19 protein-coding genes, 2 tRNA genes and 1 pseudogene are annotated in these 19,364 nt (G+C 66.2%); 13 read left to right on the top strand and 9 right to left on the bottom strand.

The genetic code is table 11. The features are described from left to right. Positions 1–169 precede the first annotated feature (169 nt). A pseudogene (locus tag CCR94_RS10060) lies at positions 170–460 on the bottom strand (transposase); the annotation flags it as partial. Positions 461–661: 201 nt separating this feature from the next. Then, positions 662–735, bottom strand: a tRNA-Cys gene (locus tag CCR94_RS10055). A gap of 169 nt (positions 736–904) precedes the next feature. Between CCR94_RS10055 and CCR94_RS10050 the strand changes: the two genes are divergently transcribed. The 7 genes from CCR94_RS10050 to CCR94_RS10020 all read left to right on the top strand — a co-directional run bounded on the left by CCR94_RS10050 (position 905) and on the right by CCR94_RS10020 (position 9,501). Next, positions 905–980, top strand: a tRNA-Asn gene (locus tag CCR94_RS10050). A 513-nt stretch (positions 981–1,493) separates the two neighbouring features. After that, positions 1,494–1,595: a K(+)-transporting ATPase subunit F gene (gene kdpF / locus CCR94_RS10045; RefSeq protein WP_193938424.1), complete on the top strand. Its 102-nt coding sequence runs from the start codon at positions 1,494–1,496 to the stop codon at positions 1,593–1,595. Positions 1,596–1,613: 18 nt separating this feature from the next. Further along, a complete protein-coding gene (kdpA, locus tag CCR94_RS10040) occupies positions 1,614–3,323 on the top strand; it encodes a potassium-transporting ATPase subunit KdpA (protein ID WP_104507731.1) in 1,710 nt (569 codons plus the stop codon). A gap of 9 nt (positions 3,324–3,332) precedes the next feature. After that, the gene (gene kdpB / locus CCR94_RS10035) at positions 3,333–5,456 is read left to right on the top strand and encodes a potassium-transporting ATPase subunit KdpB (RefSeq protein ID WP_104507730.1); all 2,124 of its coding nucleotides are present in this window, start codon (positions 3,333–3,335) and stop codon (positions 5,454–5,456) included. A 71-nt stretch (positions 5,457–5,527) separates the two neighbouring features. Further along, positions 5,528–6,127 carry a potassium-transporting ATPase subunit KdpC gene (gene kdpC, locus CCR94_RS10030; RefSeq protein WP_104507729.1) on the top strand — a complete coding sequence of 200 codons (600 nt, stop codon included), beginning with the start codon at positions 5,528–5,530 and terminating at the stop codon, positions 6,125–6,127. Between the two features lie 3 nt (positions 6,128–6,130). Then, positions 6,131–8,815 (top strand): sensor histidine kinase, encoded by a 2,685-nt coding sequence (locus CCR94_RS10025; RefSeq protein ID WP_104507728.1) that lies wholly within the window; start codon positions 6,131–6,133, stop codon positions 8,813–8,815. Then, entirely contained in the window at positions 8,812–9,501 is a 690-nt protein-coding gene (locus CCR94_RS10020) for a response regulator (RefSeq protein ID WP_104507727.1), read from the top strand. The genes CCR94_RS10025 and CCR94_RS10020 overlap by 4 nt, the downstream gene beginning before the upstream one ends. A gap of 56 nt (positions 9,502–9,557) precedes the next feature. On the opposite strand, the gene CCR94_RS10015 is transcribed toward CCR94_RS10020, so the two are convergent. From CCR94_RS10015 to CCR94_RS10000, 4 genes are all read right to left on the bottom strand, one after another. Continuing rightward, entirely contained in the window at positions 9,558–10,196 is a 639-nt protein-coding gene (locus CCR94_RS10015; RefSeq protein ID WP_104507726.1) for an NrsF family protein, read from the bottom strand. Next, entirely contained in the window at positions 10,193–10,765 is a 573-nt protein-coding gene (locus CCR94_RS10010) for a sigma-70 family RNA polymerase sigma factor (RefSeq protein WP_104507725.1), read from the bottom strand. Before CCR94_RS10010 ends, CCR94_RS10015 begins: the two co-directional genes overlap by 4 nt. A gap of 286 nt (positions 10,766–11,051) precedes the next feature. Next, positions 11,052–11,894, bottom strand: coding sequence for an SDR family oxidoreductase (locus CCR94_RS10005; protein WP_104507724.1), 843 nt, complete (start codon positions 11,892–11,894; stop codon positions 11,052–11,054). A gap of 17 nt (positions 11,895–11,911) precedes the next feature. Continuing rightward, entirely contained in the window at positions 11,912–12,697 is a 786-nt protein-coding gene (locus CCR94_RS10000) for a DODA-type extradiol aromatic ring-opening family dioxygenase (protein WP_104507723.1), read from the bottom strand. Positions 12,698–12,794: 97 nt separating this feature from the next. On the opposite strand from CCR94_RS10000, the gene CCR94_RS09995 reads away from it, so the two are divergent. Further along, positions 12,795–13,703, top strand: a complete 909-nt coding sequence (locus CCR94_RS09995; RefSeq protein WP_104507722.1) for a LysR family transcriptional regulator — start codon at positions 12,795–12,797, stop codon at positions 13,701–13,703. Positions 13,704–13,892: 189 nt separating this feature from the next. On the opposite strand, the gene CCR94_RS09990 is transcribed toward CCR94_RS09995, so the two are convergent. Beyond that, positions 13,893–14,762 carry a polysaccharide deacetylase family protein gene (locus CCR94_RS09990; RefSeq protein ID WP_104507721.1) on the bottom strand — a complete coding sequence of 290 codons (870 nt, stop codon included), beginning with the start codon at positions 14,760–14,762 and terminating at the stop codon, positions 13,893–13,895. A 182-nt stretch (positions 14,763–14,944) separates the two neighbouring features. Here CCR94_RS09990 and CCR94_RS09985 point away from each other — a divergent pair, with 182 nt between their 5' ends. From CCR94_RS09985 to CCR94_RS09975, 3 genes are all read left to right on the top strand, one after another. Further along, positions 14,945–15,790, top strand: a complete 846-nt coding sequence (locus tag CCR94_RS09985; RefSeq protein ID WP_104507747.1) for a glycoside hydrolase family 25 protein — start codon at positions 14,945–14,947, stop codon at positions 15,788–15,790. Positions 15,791–16,125: 335 nt separating this feature from the next. Further along, complete coding sequence (locus tag CCR94_RS09980) at positions 16,126–16,359, top strand: hypothetical protein (RefSeq protein WP_104507720.1); 234 nt, start codon at positions 16,126–16,128, stop codon at positions 16,357–16,359. A 182-nt stretch (positions 16,360–16,541) separates the two neighbouring features. Next, the gene (locus tag CCR94_RS09975; RefSeq protein ID WP_146089943.1) at positions 16,542–16,985 is read left to right on the top strand and encodes a nitrogen fixation protein; all 444 of its coding nucleotides are present in this window, start codon (positions 16,542–16,544) and stop codon (positions 16,983–16,985) included. Positions 16,986–17,012: 27 nt separating this feature from the next. On the opposite strand, the gene CCR94_RS09970 is transcribed toward CCR94_RS09975, so the two are convergent. Together CCR94_RS09970 and CCR94_RS09965 are read right to left on the bottom strand one after the other, a co-directional pair. Beyond that, positions 17,013–17,801 carry a YdcF family protein gene (locus CCR94_RS09970; RefSeq protein ID WP_104507718.1) on the bottom strand — a complete coding sequence of 263 codons (789 nt, stop codon included), beginning with the start codon at positions 17,799–17,801 and terminating at the stop codon, positions 17,013–17,015. 5 nt (positions 17,802–17,806) lie between these two features. Beyond that, positions 17,807–18,073 (bottom strand): DUF3253 domain-containing protein, encoded by a 267-nt coding sequence (locus tag CCR94_RS09965; protein ID WP_104507717.1) that lies wholly within the window; start codon positions 18,071–18,073, stop codon positions 17,807–17,809. A 151-nt stretch (positions 18,074–18,224) separates the two neighbouring features. On the opposite strand from CCR94_RS09965, the gene CCR94_RS09960 reads away from it, so the two are divergent. Together CCR94_RS09960 and CCR94_RS09955 are read left to right on the top strand one after the other, a co-directional pair. Continuing rightward, positions 18,225–18,641: a rhodanese-like domain-containing protein gene (locus CCR94_RS09960; protein ID WP_104507746.1), complete on the top strand. Its 417-nt coding sequence runs from the start codon at positions 18,225–18,227 to the stop codon at positions 18,639–18,641. A gap of 36 nt (positions 18,642–18,677) precedes the next feature. Continuing rightward, positions 18,678–19,346 (top strand): glutathione S-transferase family protein, encoded by a 669-nt coding sequence (locus CCR94_RS09955; RefSeq protein WP_104507716.1) that lies wholly within the window; start codon positions 18,678–18,680, stop codon positions 19,344–19,346. Positions 19,347–19,364: the final 18 nt, after the last annotated feature.

The raw sequence follows: 19,364 nt of genomic DNA, 5'->3' as shown, positions 1-19,364 counted from the left end.
ATTCTGCGCCGGAGACACTTCCGGCAGTCCACACATCTGCTCCGCCAGATAGCTTGTGACAAACCGTCTCACAGCGTCTCAACTCAACAACCACCGGCTAAAGCCGGTGGTTGAGTTTTACGGACTGAAAGGCTGGATACGCGTCGCCTAAACGACGCGTCTGCTCCGGCTCCATCTTGAAGTTATCGTTCGGATTTGGCGCGAAGCGATGCTCTAGACGTTGTTTGATCATCTCGTCCGTCATCTGGCCAACCGTCGCACAAATGCGCCCCCGCGCCCAAAAATGCCGGCCCCGGCACCTCTTCTTCAGATGCGGAAACTCGTCGAATCGCTTGCTGGCCGTTCGCCCCGTGATCCGCCTCATAATCTCGCTCGGCGCCGTCTCCGGCGGAGCGCTGACCAGTTCACGAACTCGTACAGCAACATCTCCAGTCAGAACTTCATAGCGATATTTCTCAATTCAAACAAAATGATACGCGATATGAAATACCGTGTGGCCGCCGAATCGATAGTCCATCGGCGACCCCTCCAGGCCGCATCTTGAGGCTAAAGCTGACCGGCTGAAAGCCATTGGTTTGAACCCTGGGATGGCGAATCACTGGCAAACCCTGAAGACGATTGCTCCAGAGCTTTACCTAACCCTTTGAAATTATGGATTTTTTGGAGGCCTCGCCCGGAATCGAACCGGGGTGCAAGGATTTGCAGTCCTCTGCGTAGCCACTCCGCCACGAGGCCGCCGTGCGGCATGACCGCGCGGACGCATCGCCTATATCAGCAGATGCCTCCGCGCCGCAAGCCATGGAAGGCGTTTCCCTACACTTTCTCCGCGCTGTCGTGAAAAGTTCGTTTGGGGGGTTTTCAATCCGATTTCACGCTGCTATACGCCCTTCACCGCGAGGCGTGATCCCTGATAGCTCAGTTGGTAGAGCAAGCGACTGTTAATCGCTTTGTCGCAGGTTCGAGTCCTGCTCAGGGAGCCACTTTCTTTCAAGGGCTTGGCGCGAAAATTCGCGACTCTCGCGGTTTTCGTTTTTTCGTCAGGGCAAGGTATCGGGCGACGCTTTTGCGTTTCACATCCCCACCCTGAAAGTCTTCGGCGCGGACGCAAAAGACGGCGGCGCAAGCCGGCCGGCGTAAAACAGCGACGCTCGCCAGAAATCTCCCACCGGAACACTAAGAATCGCCCGCCAGGGACAAGCTGACGGGCGTTTCATCGATTCGCGTCGGGACCGGTTCGTCCCAAGCGTGAGCCGACCGCTCCGGTCGATGACCAGGCGACAGGTCCGTCCGCGAACGTCCGGTCGGCTTCGTGGTCTTTACGGTTTCCTTATGCCCGACGGGGGCCTTCCGAATGGAAGCCTTATGCCGTTTTGCCCCACTCCTGGCTCCAGCAATCCACGAAGGAGCAAAACCATGTTGGACGTTGTCTTCATTGTTCTCGGCTTGAGCCTGATCGGCGTCATGGCGCTGTACGCCCATGTTCTGACGCGCGCTTGAGGGAGGCGGCCATGTTCGAACCGCTTGCCGGTCTTCTCGTCGCCCTGGGCCTGGGCGCCTATCTCGTCGTCGCGCTGCTCAAGCCCGAAAAATTCTAATTCCTCGGGAGTTCTCCCATGACCTTGAATGGATGGCTGCAAATCAGCCTCGTCCTCGGCCTCGTGCTCGTCGCGATCAGGCCGCTCGGACTCTACATGGCCGCCGTGTTCGACGGCCACCGCACCTTCGCGTCGGTTGTGCTCGGGCCGGTGGAGCGCGGTTTCTACCGACTCGCCGGCGTTTCTCCGGACAAGGAGCAGAACTGGCTGGCCTATACGCTGGCCATGCTGATGTTTTCCGCGCTGGGCTTCGCCTCGCTCTACGCGATCCTGCGGCTGCAAGCCTTTCTGCCGCTCAACCCGCAGGGTTTTGACGGCGTGCCGCCGGATCTCGCCTTCAACACCACCATCAGCTTCCTGACCAACACCAACTGGCAGGCCTATGGCGGCGAAACCACCATGAGCCATTTCTCGCAAATGGCCGGGCTCGCGGTGCACAACTTCCTGTCGGCGGCGACCGGCATCGCCCTGGCCCTAGCGGTAACGCGCGCGTTCTCGCGAGCGAGCGCGGCGACGATCGGCAATTTCTGGGTCGATCTCACCCGCTCCACGCTCTATGTGCTGCTGCCGCTGGCGGTCGTCGTGGCGCTGCTGTTCGTCGCCTCCGGCGTGCCGCAGACGCTCGACGGTTCGGTGGACGCCACCACGCTGGAAGGCGCCAAGCAATCCATCGCCCTGGGGCCGCTGGCGAGCCAGGAGGCGATCAAGCAGCTTGGGACCAACGGCGGCGGCTTCTTCAACGCCAATGCGGCGCATCCGTTCGAAAATCCCAACGCCTTCTCCAACATCCTGCAAATCTGGTCGATGCTGACGGTTTCCGCCGCCTTGCTCGTCATGTTCGGCAAGATGGTGGGGTCGGAGCGGCAGGGCTGGGCGCTGTGCGGCGCCGTCGGGGCGATCCTGCTGGGCGGCGTCGCGATCATCTATGCCTCGGAGACCGCCGGCAATCCGCTGCTCACCGCGCTGGGGCTCGATCCGGCGCAAGGCAATCTCGAAGGCAAGGAAATCCGCTTCGGCCAGGCGCTGACCGCGCTTTATGTCGCGGTCACCACCGGCCTGTCGTGCGGCGCGGTCAACGCCATGCACGATTCGCTGACGCCATTGGGCGGCATGATTCCCCTGATCCTGATGCAGCTTGGCGAAGTGCTGCCGGGCGGCGTCGGCTCCGGGCTCTATGGCATGGTGGTGTTCGCCATCCTGTCGGTGTTCATCGCCGGGCTGATGGTCGGCCGCACGCCGGAATTTCTCGGCAAGAAAATCGAGGCGCGCGAGATCAAGCTCGCCGTGCTCGCGGTGCTGATCCTGCCTTTGGCGATCCTCGGCTTTTCCGCCGTGGCCGCCGTGTTGCCCTCGGCGCTGAGCAGCCTCGCCAATAACGGCCCGCATGGCCTGTCGGAAATCCTCTACGCCTATACGTCGTCGGCCGGCAACAACGGCTCCGCCTTCGCCGGCCTCTCCGCCAATACGCCGTGGTGGAACACGACCACCGCCATAGCCATGACTCTGGGCCGCTTCGGCTATGTGGTTCCGGTCATGGCCATGGCCGGCTCCATCGCCGCCAAGAAGAAGGGCGCCGCCAGCGCCGGCACGTTCCCGACCGATGGCGGGCTGTTCGTCGGCCTGCTGGTCGGCGTCATCCTCATCGTCGGCGGTCTGCAATTCTTTCCCGCTCTCGCCCTCGGCCCCATCGTCGAGCACGTTCTGATGCTCGCGGGCAAGACGTTTTAGGAGCCTTCCATGTCCAAGAAATCGGAAACGCGCGGCTTGTTCGATCTCGCGCTCCTGCTCGCCGCGGCGGGCGATGCGGTGAAGAAACTCGCGCCAAGGCAATTGATGCGCAATCCCGTGATCTTCGTCACGGAAGTGGTCGCCGCGCTGGTGACGGTGCTGTGGCTGCGCGACCTCGTCAGGGGCGCCGGCGGCTCGCCCTACTTCTCCGGGCAGATCGCCGCCTGGCTGTGGTTCACCGTGCTGTTCGCCACTTTCGCCGAAGCCGTCGCCGAAGGGCGCGGCAAGGCGCAGGCGGCGGCGCTGCGCGCCACCCGCGGCGACACCATGGCGAAACGGCTGATCGACCCGCAGGGTCGCAGCCGCCTCGGCGCGGTGACGGAAAATGTCGGCGCGCTCTCGTTGCGCCCCGGAGACGTGGTGCTGGTCGAGGCCGGCGATCTCATCCCCTCCGACGGCGAAATCGTCGAGGGCGTGGCCTCCGTCAACGAAAGCGCCATCACCGGCGAATCCGCGCCGGTGATTCGCGAGGCCGGCGGCGACCGCTCGGCCGTGACCGGCGGCACCACCGTGCTGTCGGACTGGATCAAGGTGCGCATCACCGCGCAAGCCGGCGAAACTTTCATCGACCGCATGATCGCGCTGGTCGAGGGCGCCGAGCGGCAGAAGACCCCGAACGAACTGGCGCTTTCCGTGCTGCTCGCCGGCCTCACCCTGATCTTTCTGATCGCGGTGGTCACGCTTTACGGCCTTGCGGTCTATTCCGGCGCGGTTCCCTCCGTGGTGGTGCTGGTGGCGCTGCTGGTGACGCTGATCCCCACCACCATCGGCGGGCTGCTCTCGGCCATCGGCATAGCCGGCATGGACCGTCTGGTGCGCTTCAACGTGCTGGCCACCTCCGGCCGCGCCGTGGAGGCGGCGGGCGATGTGGACACGCTGCTGCTCGACAAGACCGGCACCATCACCTTCGGCAATCGCATGGCTTCGGAATTCGTCGCTTTGCCGGGCGTCGATCCGCGCCGGCTCGCGCAAGCGGCGCTGCTCGCCAGCCTCGCCGACGAGACGCCGGAGGGTCGCTCCATCGTCGCCCTGGCGAAAATCAGCTTCGGCCTCGCCGAGCCGGATCTTTCCGGCCAGGAGCCGAAAGTCATTCCGTTCGCGGCGCAGACCCGTCTGTCCGGCGTCGATTTTTTCGAACACGGCGTGCGCAAGGGCGCGACGGATTCGGTGCTGAAATTCGCCGGCCTTGCGCCGGAGCAGGCGCCGGAAGCCTTCCGCGCCGCCGTGGAGCGCATCGGCCGCGCCGGCGGCACGCCGCTGGCCGTGGTGGAATGGCGTGAGAGCGCGGCGCCGGCGCGGGCCGTCGGAGCCGACGCCGTGGCGATGCGCGACAGCGAATTGCTCGGCCTGATCCACCTCAAGGACGTGGTCAAGCCCGGCATCAAGGAGCGTTTCGCCGAGTTGCGCGCCATGGGCATCAAGACGGTGATGATCACCGGCGACAATCCGCTCACGGCCGCCGCCATCGCCACCGAGGCCGGCGTCGACGATTTCCTCGCCGAGGCCACGCCCGAGGACAAGCTGAAGTTCATCAGAAAGGAGCAAACCGGCGGGCGCCTCGTCGCCATGTGCGGCGACGGCACCAATGACGCGCCGGCGCTGGCGCAGGCCGATGTCGGCGTCGCCATGCAGACCGGCACGCAGGCCGCGCGCGAGGCCGGCAACATGGTCGATCTCGACAGCGACCCGACCAAGCTGATCGAGGTGGTGGAAATCGGCAAGCAGCTCCTGATGACGCGCGGCTCTCTGACGACCTTCTCCATCGCCAACGATGTGGCGAAATATTTCGCCATCCTGCCGGCCCTGTTCGCCGCCACCTATCCGGAACTGGGCGCGCTCAACGTGATGCACCTGGCCTCGCCGCAATCGGCGATCCTGTCGGCGGTGATCTTCAACGCGCTGATCATCGTCGGGCTGATCCCGCTGGCGCTCAAGGGCGTGGAATATCGCGCGGTCGGCGCGGCGGCGCTGCTGCGGCGCAACCTGCTGGTCTATGGCCTGGGCGGCCTGATCGCGCCCTTCATCGGCATCAAGCTGATCGACATGGCGGTCGCCGCCATCCATCTGGCGTGAGGCGCGCCCGCCTTCTCCCCTTGCGGGAGAAGGAAAGGCCCCCGCCCCCGTCCAACACTCTGGAGGATATCATGATCCAGCATTTCCGCCCTGCCCTGGTCCTGCTGTTGCTGTTCACGGCGCTGACCGGACTCGCCTATCCCTTTGCCATCGCCGGAGTCGCTTCGGTGGCGTTTCCCAGTCAGGCCGGCGGCAGCCTGATGGTTCACGACGGAACGGTGATCGGCTCCGCGCTGATCGGCCAGAACTTCGCTTCCGAAGTCTATTTCCAGCCGCGTCCCTCGGCGACCAACACGCCCGACCCCGCCGATTCCAGCAAGACCATCGACGCGCCCTACAATGCCGCGAACTCCTCCGGCTCCAATCTCGGCCCGACCTCCAAGGCTCTGGTTGATCGGGTCAAGGCGGCGGCGGAGGCCAAGCTCGCGGCCGGCTGGAAGGCGCCGCTGCCCGCCGATGCGTTCACGACCTCGGCTTCCGGCCTCGATCCCGAAATCTCGCCCCAGAACGCCCTGGCGCAGGTTCCGCTCGTCGCCGAGGCGCGCGGCCTGGACGAGGCGAAACTGCGCGCCCTGGTCGCCGCGCGGACGCATGGCCGCTGGCTCGGCCTGATCGGCGAGCCCCGCGTAAATGTTCTCGCGCTGAATATTGCGCTGGATGCGCTAGAATAAGGCATGAGCGACACGACTCGAGACCGCCGCCCCGATCCCGACGCGCTGCTGGCGCTGACGGATGAGGGGCGGCGTGGCCGCCTGAAAATCTTTCTCGGCGCCGCGCCCGGCGTCGGCAAGACTTTCGCCATGCTCGCCAACGCCCGCAGCCTCAAGGCCGAGGGACAGGACGTGCTGATCGGCCTGATCGAGACCCACGGCCGCGCCGAGACGGCGGCGCTGGTCGAAGGCCTCGACATGCTGCCCCGCCGCGAGGTGGCGTATCGCGGGCGAACAATCGAGGAATTCGATCTCGACGCGGCGCTCGCCCGCAAGCCGAAGCTGATCGTGGTGGACGAGCTCGCCCACACCAATGCGCCGGACAGCCGTCACCCCAAGCGCTGGCAGGATGTCGAGGACCTGCTCGACGCCGGCATCGACGTCTGGACCGCGCTCAACATCCAGCATCTCGAAAGCCTCGCCGATGTGGTCAGCCGCGTCACCGGCGTGAACGTGCGCGAAACCGTGCCCGACAGCGTGCTGCAAAAGGCGTGGGACGTGGTGCTGGTGGACATCCCGCCGGCGGAACTGATCCAGCGGCTCAACGAAGGCAAGATCTACCTGCCGGAAACGGCGCGGCGCGCGACGCAGAAATTTTTCACGCCCGGCAATCTCACGGCGCTGCGCGAACTGGCCCTGCGGCGCACCGCCGATCGCGTCGACGACCAGATGGTCGATTATCTGCGCCAGAACGCCATCGAGGGGCCGTGGGATACGTCGGACCATCTGCTGGTCTGCATCGGCGCGGACGAGGGCGCGGAGATGATGACGCGCGCCGCCGGGCGTCTCGCCACGCGGCTCAACGCCTCCTGGATCGTCGTCCACGCCGAACGGCCGGGCCATGAGGAGACCGATCCCGTCAGGCTGAAACGACTCGACGCGGCGCTGCATCTGGCCGAGCGTCTCGGCGCCGAGACGCGGCGGCTGATCGCGTCGGACATTGTCGGCGAGTTGCTGCGGCTCGCCCGCCGCGAAAACGTCACCCAGATCGTGGTCGGGCGCGCGCGCACCGGGCTTTGGCGGCGCCTGACCGGATCGGGCTTTGTCAGCGCGCTGGCGGCGCGGGCGCCGGACATCGCCCTGCACATCGTCAACACGCCCGAACAGCAGGAGCCGACGCGCGCCTTCAGACTGGCGGCGCGGCCGAAAAGACTCTGGCCCGGCCTCGCGGCGGCGGTGATCGGCGTGGCCGTGGCGGTCGGCGTCGGCGAAGCGCTCGCGCTCGCGCTCAACCTGCCCAATCTGTCGATGATTTTTCTGCTGGCGGTGCTCGGCTGCGCCGCGAGCTTCGGCCTGTGGTCGGCGGTCGCGGCCTCCTTCCTGTCCTTCCTGGCTTACAATTTTTTCTTCATTCCGCCGATCTACACCCTCACCATCGCCGAACCGCAGGAAGTGCTGTCGCTGCTGGTGTTCCTCATTGTCGCCGTGCTGACGGGATCGCTGGCGGGCCGGGTCCACGATCAGGCGGCGGCGGCGCGCCAGCGCGCCCAGAACGTCGAATCGCTTTACGATTTCTCCCGCAAGCTGGGCGCCGCGGCGCGGCTCGACGATGTGCTGTGGGCGTCCGTGACCCATCTCCACAAGGTTCAGGGCGACGCGGTCGCGCTGCTTCTGCCGGAGGACGGCGAGGTCAGGCTGAAAACCGCCTGGCCGCCCGACCGCGAACTCTCGGCCGGCGACATCAGCGCCGCGCAATGGTCGCTCGACAAGCAGGAGCTGGCCGGCTGGCGCACCAACACCCTGCCCAATCTCGCCATGCAGTTCCGTCCGCTGTTGAGCCCGCGCGGCGCGGTCGGGGTGTGCGGCTTCGTCCCCAAGACGCCGGACGCGCCGCTCGCGCCCGAGCAGGAGCGCGAACTCACGGCGCTGCTCGAACAGATGGCGCTGGCGATCGACCGCTCGCTGCTGATCGGCGAGGCCGTGCGCGCCGCCGCCCTGGAGGACAACGAGAAACTGCGGACCACGCTGTTGTCCTCGCTGTCGCACGATCTGCGCACGCCCCTGTCCTCCATCACCGGCGCGGTGACCACGCTCAGGCAGTTTGGCGGGCGGATGAAGGACGCGGACCGCGAAGACCTGCTGGCGTCGATCGAGGAGGAGGCCGCGCGGCTGTCGCGCTTCGTCGCCAATCTGCTGGACATGTCGCGCATCGAATCCGGCGCGATGAAATTGCGCCGCGACTATATCGAGCCGTCCGAGAGCATACGCGCGGCGGCCGAGCGCAGCCGAAAAACCTTTCCGGGCTTCAGGATCGAGACCAGCGTGGCGCGCGACCTGCCTTTCATTCAGGGCGACGCGCAAATGCTGGAGCAGGTGCTGTTCAACCTGCTCGACAACGCGCATAAATACGGCGGCGAGGCCGGCGCCGTCATTCATGCCCGCCAGGAGGGCGATACCGTGGTGATCAGCGTCACCGACGACGGACCCGGCGTCAAGCCGGCCGATCTCGCCCGCATTTTCGAGAAATTCTATCGCGGCGGGCGCGCCGACGGGCGCAAGGCCGGGACCGGCCTCGGCCTGTCGATCTGCAAGGGACTGGTGCAAGCCATGGATGGCGCGATCGAGGCGCAAAGCCCGGCGGCGCGCCGACGCGGCACGCGCATCCTGCTGCGCTTCCCGGCGGCGCGGATGAAAGTGGCGGCGACATGATGAACGCGCGCGTGCTGGTGATCGACGACGAGGCCCCGATCCAGCGGTTCCTGAAACCGGCGCTGGCCGCCAGCGGCTATGACGTGATCACGGCGGACAACGGGCGGCAGGCGCTGCATCTGATCGCCACCGCCGCGCCCGACATCATCGTGCTCGACCTGGGCCTGCCGGACATGGACGGCAAGGAGGTGTTGCGACAGGCGCGCGCGTTCTCGCGGGTTCCGGTCATCGTGCTGTCGGCGCGCGACCGCGAGGCGGAGAAGATCGCCGCGCTGGACCTCGGCGCCGACGATTACGTGGAAAAACCCTTCGCCATCGGCGAACTCATGGCGCGGCTGCGCGCCGCCCTGCGCCACGCCGCCAGGGACGAGAAGGCGAACGCCCGTTTCGAGGCGGGCGGCCTCAGCGTCGATCTCGCCAGCCGTCTGGTCAGCCGCGACGGCGTGGCCGTCAAACTGACGCCCAAGGAATTCGACCTGCTCGCGATACTGGTGCGCCACGCCGGCAAGGTCGTCACCCATCGGGAAATCCTGACGCGGGTCTGGGGACCGGCGCACACTGAGGACACGCAATATCTGCGTGTTTTCGTCGGCCAGCTTCGCGCCAAGATCGAGTCCGCTTCGGACGCCCCGCGCCTGATCCAGACCGAAGCGGGCGTCGGCTATCGCCTGTGCGGGGGCGATTAGAAAATTCCGCCAATGAGGCGGCGCCGCGGCGACGAAATGGCGCCCGCGATTGCATCTCACCAGCGCAGCCAGCGTCCGCCCGCGAGCCAGCCCAGCGCGACGACGAGCGCAGCCGCGATCATGTACCAGACGGCCAGGAAGAACGGCGAATCGTCGGGGCAATTCATGGCGTAAAGCGTGGCGGACAGGCCCGAGGCGGCCAGCGCCGCCGCAGCCCCGGCGCGGCGGCCGTCGCTCGGCGCGCCGTGCCGCAGCGCCGCGAACAGGCCCAGAAGCGGCGCCAGCGCCATCAGCGGAATCAGAATCAGGCAATGCAGGGCGTTATGGCCGATCATCCGCGCCGGCCACAGCGTCGCGGGCGTCGTGGCCATTTCGGCCAGGCTGGCGAGCGCGACCAGCGCCGGCGCGAGCAACAGAGTTTTCGCGGCCGGACCGGCGACGGCGCCCGGCCGCGACAGCCGCCACGCCAGGAACAACCCGCTCGCCGCCATGGTCAGGCTGAAGACGAATTTGAACAGGAAGCGCGGCTGTCCGAGCGAGGCGAAAAACGTGTCGCGCACGCCTAGCGTCGCGAAGAAGAACACCACGGACGCAGCCATGCCCAGGCCGAGAGCGACGGCGAAGGCCCGCGACAGCGGCGCGCCTCTGGTTGCGTTGTCCGCGCTCAGCGCGGCGATGAGGTCGTCGGTCTTCATTGGCTCTTCAACCTGTAGAGATCGGCCAGGGATTTCAGGCCGCGATGCACGGAGACGCGGAGCGCCCCCTCGCTGACGCCGAGGGCCTGCGCCGCGTCGCGCAGGCTTTGGCCGCGAATGGACACCGCCTCGATCGCCTCGCGCTGCCGCGCGCTCAACTGGTCGAGCAGGCGCAGCGCGTCGCGCCGGTCCAACTCGCGCTCGAAGGCGTCGGCGCCATCGGGCGCCGCGAGCACATCCTCGAAATCGGCGATGTCGGTCTCGACGCGACGCCCGCGCCGGCGCGCCGCGTCGATCGTCTTGTTGCGCGCGATCGCCGCGATCCACGGGGTGAGCGGCTGCGCCGGATCCCAGGTGTGGCGCTTGAGATGAAGCGCGAGCAGGGTTTCCTGCACGGCGTCCTCAACCTCGCTCGCGGGCGCGCCGATTCGCGCGCAAAATTTTGCGCAGACGCCGCGCAGAAAAGGCGCGAGCGCGCTCAGCAGGCGCTTGTACGCCAAGCTGTCGCCCGCCAAAGCGGCGCGCATGTCCGCGCTCCAGTCCCGATCCCGCGCTGTCCAGTCCGACATTCAATCCTTGTTCGCGCCACGGCTTCAGATTGTTACACCGGCAAGGGTCGGGAAAGATCCTTTTTGTCGCGACAATCGCGCCGCAGCGACCCTGGCCGCGCGCGCGATTCAGCAACCCGGCCTTGTCTTTCGTCAAGGCCTCGATGGGGGCGTCATGGATATTGGCGCGGGCCGCGGCTGGTCGACGCCCGGCGCCCCCGCCCGGCGCCGGCGCAGCCGAAGCCGAAGCCGAAACGGTCGCGCAAATGAAGCGATCGCCGGACAAGGCGGGCCGCCCCGCCCAAAATCAGGGGAGCGCGGCGCGCACAGCGACGGCGAGCGATATGGTCGGACGGCCGATCAGCGCCGAGAGCTGGCGTCCGTCGTCGAACAGGGCGCCGTGCGAGGCGTCTATATCCCAGGCGGCGAGCAGATCCGCGATGACAGGCGGCAGCCCGGCCTGCTTGAGGAGCGCGGCATAGGCCTCCTGCGGCAAATTCTTGTAGGGAATGTCGCGGCCGCTCTGGCGCCCGATCTCGGCGGCGAGATCGGCCAGCGTCACCGCCTTGTCGCCAGCGAGTTCGTAAATCTGTCCCGGCTGCCCCGCGCCCAGAGAGACCACCGCCGCCGCCTCCGCATAATCCGCCCGCGTCGCCAGCGACAAACGGCCCTCGCCGGCGCTGCCCACGAGCGCGCCATTGGCGAGGGCGGCGGGGACCGCCGCTGTGTAATTTTCCGTGTACCAGCCGTTGCGCAGGATCACGAAGGGAAGGCCGGAAGCAGCAATGTCGGCCTCGGTGGCGCGATGCTCCTGCGCGAGGCTGATCGGCGAGGTGTCGGCGTGGAGCAGGCTGGTATAGACCAGCCGCCGCACCCCGGCCGCCCCGGCCGCCGCGATGACATTCTTGTGCTGGGCGACGCGCTGGCCGATTTCGCTCGACGAGATCAGCAGCAGCGTCTCCACGCCCGCGAGCGCCGGCGCGAGATCCGCGCCGGCGTAATCGAAAGCGCGCGCCTCGACGCCGAGATCTCCGGCTTTTTCCGGCGAACGCGCGAGCGCGACGATTTTCGCGGCCGGCGCCTTGGCCTTGAGGCCGGCGATGACGAGGCGTCCGAGATGTCCGGTCGCGCCGGTGACAGCAATGCTCATGAAAAGTCCTTCCTCGATCAGGTGAAGCGGTATGCGGACAAAGCGGTGGCCAAAACCTCTTCGGCATAGACGCGCGCGCCGGGGTTTTCAGACGCGCCCGCCGCGACCATCAACGGCAGAAGATGCTCTTCGCGCGGATGCGCGAACCGGCCCGAAGGGGCCTCGCTCCACCGTTCCAGTTTTTGCGCGCGGGCCTCGCCATCGAGCGCCGCCGTCTCGGTCAACCAAAGGTCGAAATCGCGCGACGGGGCGGTGGCGCGCGGGTCGCCATAGGCCCGCATGTTGTGAAAACTCATGCCCGACCCCAGGATGAGAACGCCTTCGTCGCGCAGGCGCGACAGCGCCCGCCCCGCGCGCAGATGCAGCGCCGGGTCGAGGGCGCGGTCGAGCGACATTTCGACGACGGGAACATCGGCCTCGGGAAAGGCGACTTTCAGCGGAATGAAAACGCCGTGATCCAGGCCGCGCCCCGGATCGACGCCGGCCGCAAGCCCGTCCGCGCGCAAAAACTCCGCCGCCCGCGCGGCGAGACCGGGCGCGCCGGGGACGTCGTAACGCAATTGATAGGTGTGGGCGGGAAAGCCGGAATAGTCATAGATCAGCTCCGGCCTGTCCGCGCCGGAAAAGGTGAATCCATCGGTTTCCCAATGGCCGGAGACCATGACAATGGCTTTTGGCCGCGCCGGAAGCGCCGAGGGCAGGCCGCGCAGGAAATCGGCCATGCCTGTCCACACGCCGCGCGAGTCGTTCATGAAGAAACATGGGCCGCCGCCGTGAGGGATGTAATAGGTCGGAAACGTCATCGTCCCTCTCGGTTGATTGGCTGGGTCCAATATTAATTTCCTCCTCTTGAATGATAATACGCAGATTGATAGCTTCACCTTTTACCCAGAGTACGAAATGGCCGACCGTCTCACCGCGATGGAGGTTTTTGTGCGCGCCGTGCGGCTTGGCGGCCTGTCCGCCGCCGCGCGCGAGATGCGTATGTCTCCGGCCATGGCGGCAAGACATCTGGACGCGCTGGAAACGCGGCTCGGGACGACTCTGGTCCGCCGCACCACGCGGCGGCTGTCGCTGACCGAGGCGGGCGCCGATTTTCTGGACAAGGCCGAGCGCATCCTGATGGACATAGACGAGGCGGAGGCGGAGGCCTCGTCGCGCTCGGTCGCCATCGAGGGGCTGCTGCGCGTGAGCGCGCCGGCGACGTTCGGCGTGCTCCATATCGCGCCGCTCGCGGCGCGCTTCCACGCGCGCCATCCCGATGTGACCATCGAGTTCGGCTTCAACGATCGCTACGTCGATCTGCTCGAAGAACGTTGGGACATGGCGATCCGGATCGGCCGCCTCGCCGACAGCAGTCTGGTCGCGCGAAAACTCGCGCCGATGCGCACGGTGGTCTGCGCGGCGCCGGCCTATCTGGCGCGTCGCGGAACCCCGAAAATCCTGTCCGACCTCATCGCCCACGACTGCCTCGGCTACACGTTCACGGAGCAGGCGGGGACGTCCACATGGAGCTTTGGCCGCGACGGCGAGATCAAGGCGCCCGTGCGCGGCTCGCTGCGCGCCAACAACGGCGAGGCCCTTTTGCGCGCGGCCGTCGCCGGCCAGGGCCTGGTCTATGGCCCGCGCTATATCGCGGCGCAGGCCCTGGCCGAGGGCGCGCTGGTCGAGCTGACGCTCGACCAGCCGCCGCTGCCGGTCGGCGCCGTCCATGCGATCCTCCATCCCGACCGCCGGCCGGCGGCCAAGACGCGCGCCTGGATCGAATTCCTGGCCGAAACGCTGCCGCGCCTCGCGGCGGACTGGTAATATGGTTTCCGCTGGATCGCTTCGCGATTCGCGGAAACGGATCGCGCGAAAATCCTACAGCCGCAAGGCGGATTTCCGCGCGAGCGGAATACGGTTTCCGAACGGATCGTTCGGAAACCGTATAAGGCGGCCATTCATGAAACCCGGATATGGCTTCATGCGTTTCCTGCCGTTGCCGGTCCGAACGCTTCAATTGGTCGACGGCGCCGGACGCGCGGGCTGCGCGCCGTCCCCGAGCTTCTTGCTGTAAAACGCTTCCGTCTCCGAACTCCAGCCGGCCGGCGCGGCGCGCGTTTCCGGGGCTTTGGCGCCGGGGACGAAATGGACCAGCCGAAACCCTTCGGCGTGGAGCGTGCGCAGCAGCGCCGGAATCATGTCCGCCGTCTGCTTGTGGATGTCGTGCAGCAGGACGATTCCCCTGCCCGCCTTGCGCAGCCGCGCCATCACCAGATTCAGCTCGCGCTCGGGGGTCATCGGGTTCCAGTCCGAGGCCCAGAGATCGGTTGCGAACACCGGCATGTCGCGCTTGGCCACCGCCTCCAGCAGCGCCGGCGAATCGCCGAAACCCGGAAAACGCAGGAAGTGCGAAGCCTTGCCGCCGGAGGCCGCCTGCACGGCGCGATCGCCATGCTCGATCTCCTCGATCGCGGCGGCGAGGTTTTGCGCGCGCAGGCTCTTCGACGGATGCGACCAGGAATGGCTGCCAACCGTGTGGCCCTCCGCGATTTCGCGCCGCACCAGTTCGGGCATGGCTTCCGCATTGCGGCCGATCAGAAAAAAGGTGGCCTTGGCGCATTGCGCCGCCAGCGCGTCCAGAACCTTGCGCGTCGTCGGCGCGGGGCCGTCGTCGAAGGTCAACACCACTTCATGGTCTTCCAGCGCCAGGGTTCGCGGATAGGTTTTCAGGCCGATTTGCGGCGCGCCCCCGACCGCCAGCTCGCGCGACACGCCCAGAACGTCCGGGCCGCAGGTGGGCAGGCGCGACTGGGCGCGCGAAACGGCCGGCGACAGGGCGAAAGCCAGCGCAAGGCCGCAAATTAACCGCTTCTTGACCGTCATAGATAAAATCCCGTACGGTCCTGACAACGCGTGACGCGGGGGCATGCAGGGGGCGAATGCCGCAATTGGCGCGGAAAATCAAGCCTCGCGCTGGACAAGGATGAAAAACTGGTTTCAACTCGGAAGCGTTGCGGTTAATGCGCCTTAACGACTTTTTGCTCCTTCTGGGATATTGTGCCCGCATGAACAATCTGTCGAAACATTTTGCCCCGAAAGCCTTGGCCCCGAAGGCCTTGGCCCTTTTTGGGGCGGTCGGCGTGGCGCTGGCGCTCGCCGGCTGTGGCGGCCCCAGCCCGTTGTTGATGTCGGAGTCCACCGGCAAGCTGTCGGGACAGCGGCCCGGCTATTTCAAGGAAACCGAAGCGACCCGGCTGGCGCAGGATTTCCCGGTCCACGGCGTCGATGTTTCGAAATACCAGGGCAATGTCGACTGGATGGCGGTGGCCGAGGGCGGCGTGAATTTCGCCTATATCAAGGCCACCGAAGGCGGCGACCGGCTCGACCCCAAATTCTTCCAGAACTGGAACGGCGCGAAAGCCGCCGGCCTGCCGCATGGGGCTTACCATTTCGTTTATTGGTGTCGCCCCTGGCAGGAGGAAATGGCCTGGTTCGAACGCAATGTGCCGCGCGAGGCCGACGCCCTGCCCCCGGTGCTCGACGTCGAGGCGACGCCAACCTCGTCCACCTGCCCGCGCCGGCTGGAAAAGCAGCAGACGCTGCAAGAGATCCGCGCCATGCTGGCGGAGATGGAGCGCTTCTACGGCAAGAAGCCGATCATCTACACCACGGTCGATTTCCACGAGGCCATCTTCTCCGACGGCGAGCTTTCGGACTATCCGATGTGGATTCGCTCGACCAAGCATCACCCCAAGGTGAGATACGGCAACCGCGCCTGGCATTTCTGGCAGTACCAGTCCGACGCCTGGGTGCGCGGCATTCCCACCCGCGTCGACCGCAACGCCTTCTATGGCGATACCGTGGACTGGCGCAACTGGCTGAAAACCAACAGTTTCGCTTCCACGAAGTGATCGCGCCGACCGCGTAAGCGATGTTCGCGCTTGCGCTGTCAACCGCCACGCTTCGGTGAAATTCGGCCCCCGCGACGCCGATGCGCGCGCCGCTTTCTCCGCGTTGACCGCAACGCCTTTCCTCGTGGTCCGAGAACTGGTGAAATTGGCGGCGGAACAGCCGCTTAGCTTCCCGCTGACCGTTCGTCCAACATAAATGTGACACGCAAGCGTCAATGCAACCCTTGCGATATTGATCATGGATGCTATTGTTTACCAAGACGCTTCCCGAACGGAGGCGCCCAAAAACAAACATAAAAAAAACAACCATATTTCAATGGGGTGGGGAGGAAACAATGGCCAAGATCATCGGCATCGCCGAACTCACGTCCGCGGTCGAGAAAGCCGTCGCCAGCGTCAAGCTCAAGCCAGGACCGATCACCGTCGGCTTCGTCGCGCCTGAAATCGACGACCGCGACGCCACAATTTTCGCGCATGAAGCGGCCGGCTCCGCTGGCGCGACGACCGCAGAATCGGGACGCAAATTCGTCATGCCCACGAGCGATATCGTCGTGCGACTGGTGCATTAGGCGCTCCGGCATCGTTCCGGGAAGCGCAGACTTTTCGAAAAAGACCATGCGCCAAAACAAGGGACTGGAGTCCGTTCCGCTCCGATTATTCGGACCGGGGTTCCGGATTGTTATTTTGGCGCATTTTCTTGACGCGACCCGGCATCCACTTCGCTCGAAACTTGCTCCAAGTGGGAGCCCCAATGTCCCAAAGCGCGGAAACACGTCTCCTCTGCCCCAGCGCCCAGCCTGACATGGAAGACGCCGTCGTGTTCGGCGTCGTCTCCCAGGGCCAATGGGGTCCGAGCGTCGACTTCCTGGAGAAGACGACGCCGGTCACGCCGGACCTGATCGCCTTGACCGGCGACACGCCGCCGACCCAGGTGCTGCGAATCGCCGCCCGATGCCCGGAAAAAGCCTGTTCGCATTTCGACGGCGCCAATTGCCTGCTGGTGCGGCGGATCGTGCCGGCGCTCGACCGGGTCGGCGACGGGCGCTTTCCCTGCGCCATTCGCGGGGAGTGCCGATGGTTTCGGCAAAAGGATTTCGAGGCCTGCCGCTGCTGCTCGCAGCTCGCCACCCATTATGACAATCCCGATGCGGTGTTGCGGGAGGCGGCGCGGCCGCGCGTCTTCCCCTCGGAATAGCGATCCGTGTTCCCCGCCGGGCCTGTGTCACGGCGCGGGGAGCAGCGCGTCGGTCTTGCCGGTGAGGTCATAGGCGATCAGGCCGACCCATTCGCGCAGCGCCGTTTCGGTGTTGCGCGCGGCGAGCGAACCGTCGCCGGGCGGGCGCCAGTCCTCGTCTGTCCCAAAAGTGCGGAAATCGACGGGATAGGCGACCGGATTCATGCCCAGCGCGCGAAACACGCCCATGGCGCGCGGCATGTGCCAGGCCGAGGTCACCAGCAGCCAACGCTCCCCGGCGCCGGGATGGATCAGGTCTCGCGTGAACAGCGCGTTCTCGAATGTGTTGCGGGAGCGGTCCTCAAACATCATCTGGCTGTCGGGAATCCCCAACTCCCGCCAAAACTTTCGCGCCACATCGGACTCCGGCGCGCCCGGCGCGAGCAGCGCGCCGGAGCCGCCGGAAAACACCAGCTTCGCCTTGGGGAAGGCGCGGGCGAGCGCGACGCCGGCGGTCATGCGCTCGGCGGCCTCGTTGAGCTGGACTTGCCCACGCGCCAGCGAGATTCGCTCGTCCACGGCGCCGCCGAGCACGATAATGCCGTCGGGCGCAAGCATGTCGGCGGGCGGCCTCGGGAAACGGTCCTCCAACGGGCGCAGCAGCGCCGCGCCGAGCGGGAGGAGGGTCATGGCGGCGAGCAAGGCCAATCCCGCGCCGATGAAACCGGCGCCGCGCCGGCCCCGGATCAGGCGAAAAAGGCCGAAGGCGACGGCGAACAGGCTGAGATGCAGCGGCGAGGCGAGATACCAGAAGATCTTCGACGCTATGAAGAACATGCCCGTCAATCCGCGCGCGGGACGCCCAGCCGGTAGACGCCGCGAAAATCCTCGGGATCGACCGGCTTGCCCTTGCGATAGATGACGAGTCGGCCCTCCAGCGCCAGCGCCACCGCCTGGCGCCGCACCAGCGAGAGGTGGTTGCGCCAGCCGAGTTCGTCCTCGCCGCGCTTTTCGGCGAAGGCTTTGGCGGCGTCGGTCGGGCAAATGCTCTTGGCCGGACCGACGGCGTGGCAGAGTTCGAGAATCGTTTCGGACAGGGTGTCGCTCATGGCGCCATTGGACCACGCGCGGCGCGGCGGTCAAGCGGGCATGGGCGCAATATCCGGCGCGATGTCGCGCGAACCGGAGCGGCGCGACCGAGACCTTCGCACGGTTGACCCGGACGCGCGGCTGCGCTCCAATCTCCGGCGGAGGAACGCAATGCCGTCGAATATCACCTTTGGCTATCAGGACATGCTCGACGAGGCGCTGGCGGCGATCCGCACGCTGACCATCGCGGAGGCGCGCGCGCTGTTCGAGCGCGAGGACGTGCTGTTCGTCGATCTGCGCGAAACGCGTGAGCTTGAGCGCGAGGGACGCATCCCCGGCGCCTTCCATTGCCCTCGCGGCATGCTGGAATTCTGGATCGATCCGGCCAGCCCCTACGCCAAACCTCAGTTCCAGCAGGATAAGACATTTGTGTTCTTCTGCGCCGCCGGCTGGCGCTCGGCGCTTTCGACTTTTCAGGCGCAACGCATGGGGCTGGACCCGGTCGCCCATATCGATGGCGGCTTTTCCGCCTGGAAAAAATCGGGCGCGACCGTGGAGGGGGGGACAACCGACAAGAAAGCCGGGTAGAATTGGCGCGAGTTGCTCAAAATGAGAGTGGAGCGCATGGATCTCACCCTGTTCATCGGCAACAAAGCCTATTCCTCCTGGTCGGCGCGGCCCTGGCTGCTGATGAAGGCGCTCGACATTCCCTTCGCCGAAAACGTCGTTCCCCTCTATCTGGAGGACTCGCGCGCGAAAATGCTTGTCGTGGCGCCGACCGGCAAGGTTCCGGCGCTGTCCGTGCGCCCGTCCGGGCGGTCGCGCGACGCCGACGGTTTCGCGGTCTGGGATTCGCTCGCCATCGTCGAGTTCTTGCACGAGCATTTTCCGGAAAAAAACATCTGGCCGCGAGATGCGGAACAGCGGGCGCGCGCCCGCTCGCTTTGCGCGGAAATGCATTCCGGTTTTCAGGGCCTGCGGCAGGCCTGCCCGACCAATTTCCGCCGCGCGCCGCGAACGACGCCGCTCGACATCGATGAGTCCGCGCGTGAAAATCTCGCCCGCATCGAGGCGATTTTTTCTCAAGCCGAAGGGCCTTTCCTGTTCGGGGCCTATGGCGCCGCCGACGCGTATTTCACGCCGATCGCCAGCCGCATCGCCACCTATCGCCTGCCGCTCGCGGAAAAGGCGCGGGCGACCTGCGACGCCCTGCTGGCCCATCCCGCTTTCGCCGCCTGGCGCGACGGCGCCGCCAAGGAGAGCTGGATCATCGAGCGTTGGGAAAATCTCTGAGCGACGAACCGCCGCCGC

This window comes from Rhodoblastus sphagnicola (genome assembly GCF_002937075.1).
Taxonomy (GTDB): Bacteria; Pseudomonadota; Alphaproteobacteria; order Rhizobiales; family Beijerinckiaceae; genus Rhodoblastus; species Rhodoblastus sphagnicola.
The sequence above is the reverse complement of the archived record's forward strand: the minus strand, read 5'-3'. Positions and strand labels throughout refer to the sequence as shown.

Coding starts and splice junctions, on each gene's coding strand:
- kdpA (WP_104507731.1), top strand. CDS start 1,614: ATGACCTTGAATGGATGGCTGCAAATCAGCCTCGTCCTCGGCCTCGTG.
- kdpB (WP_104507730.1), top strand. CDS start 3,333: ATGTCCAAGAAATCGGAAACGCGCGGCTTGTTCGATCTCGCGCTCCTG.
- kdpC (WP_104507729.1), top strand. CDS start 5,528: ATGATCCAGCATTTCCGCCCTGCCCTGGTCCTGCTGTTGCTGTTCACG.
- CCR94_RS10025 (WP_104507728.1), top strand. CDS start 6,131: ATGAGCGACACGACTCGAGACCGCCGCCCCGATCCCGACGCGCTGCTG.
- CCR94_RS10020 (WP_104507727.1), top strand. CDS start 8,812: ATGATGAACGCGCGCGTGCTGGTGATCGACGACGAGGCCCCGATCCAG.
- CCR94_RS10015 (WP_104507726.1), bottom strand. CDS start 10,196: ATGAAGACCGACGACCTCATCGCCGCGCTGAGCGCGGACAACGCAACC.
- CCR94_RS10010 (WP_104507725.1), bottom strand. CDS start 10,765: ATGTCGGACTGGACAGCGCGGGATCGGGACTGGAGCGCGGACATGCGC.
- CCR94_RS10005 (WP_104507724.1), bottom strand. CDS start 11,894: ATGAGCATTGCTGTCACCGGCGCGACCGGACATCTCGGACGCCTCGTC.
- CCR94_RS10000 (WP_104507723.1), bottom strand. CDS start 12,697: ATGACGTTTCCGACCTATTACATCCCTCACGGCGGCGGCCCATGTTTC.
- CCR94_RS09995 (WP_104507722.1), top strand. CDS start 12,795: ATGGCCGACCGTCTCACCGCGATGGAGGTTTTTGTGCGCGCCGTGCGG.
- CCR94_RS09990 (WP_104507721.1), bottom strand. CDS start 14,762: ATGACGGTCAAGAAGCGGTTAATTTGCGGCCTTGCGCTGGCTTTCGCC.
- CCR94_RS09985 (WP_104507747.1), top strand. CDS start 14,945: ATGAACAATCTGTCGAAACATTTTGCCCCGAAAGCCTTGGCCCCGAAG.
- CCR94_RS09980 (WP_104507720.1), top strand. CDS start 16,126: ATGGCCAAGATCATCGGCATCGCCGAACTCACGTCCGCGGTCGAGAAA.
- CCR94_RS09975 (WP_146089943.1), top strand. CDS start 16,542: ATGTCCCAAAGCGCGGAAACACGTCTCCTCTGCCCCAGCGCCCAGCCT.
- CCR94_RS09970 (WP_104507718.1), bottom strand. CDS start 17,801: ATGTTCTTCATAGCGTCGAAGATCTTCTGGTATCTCGCCTCGCCGCTG.
- CCR94_RS09965 (WP_104507717.1), bottom strand. CDS start 18,073: ATGAGCGACACCCTGTCCGAAACGATTCTCGAACTCTGCCACGCCGTC.
- CCR94_RS09960 (WP_104507746.1), top strand. CDS start 18,225: ATGCCGTCGAATATCACCTTTGGCTATCAGGACATGCTCGACGAGGCG.
- CCR94_RS09955 (WP_104507716.1), top strand. CDS start 18,678: ATGGATCTCACCCTGTTCATCGGCAACAAAGCCTATTCCTCCTGGTCG.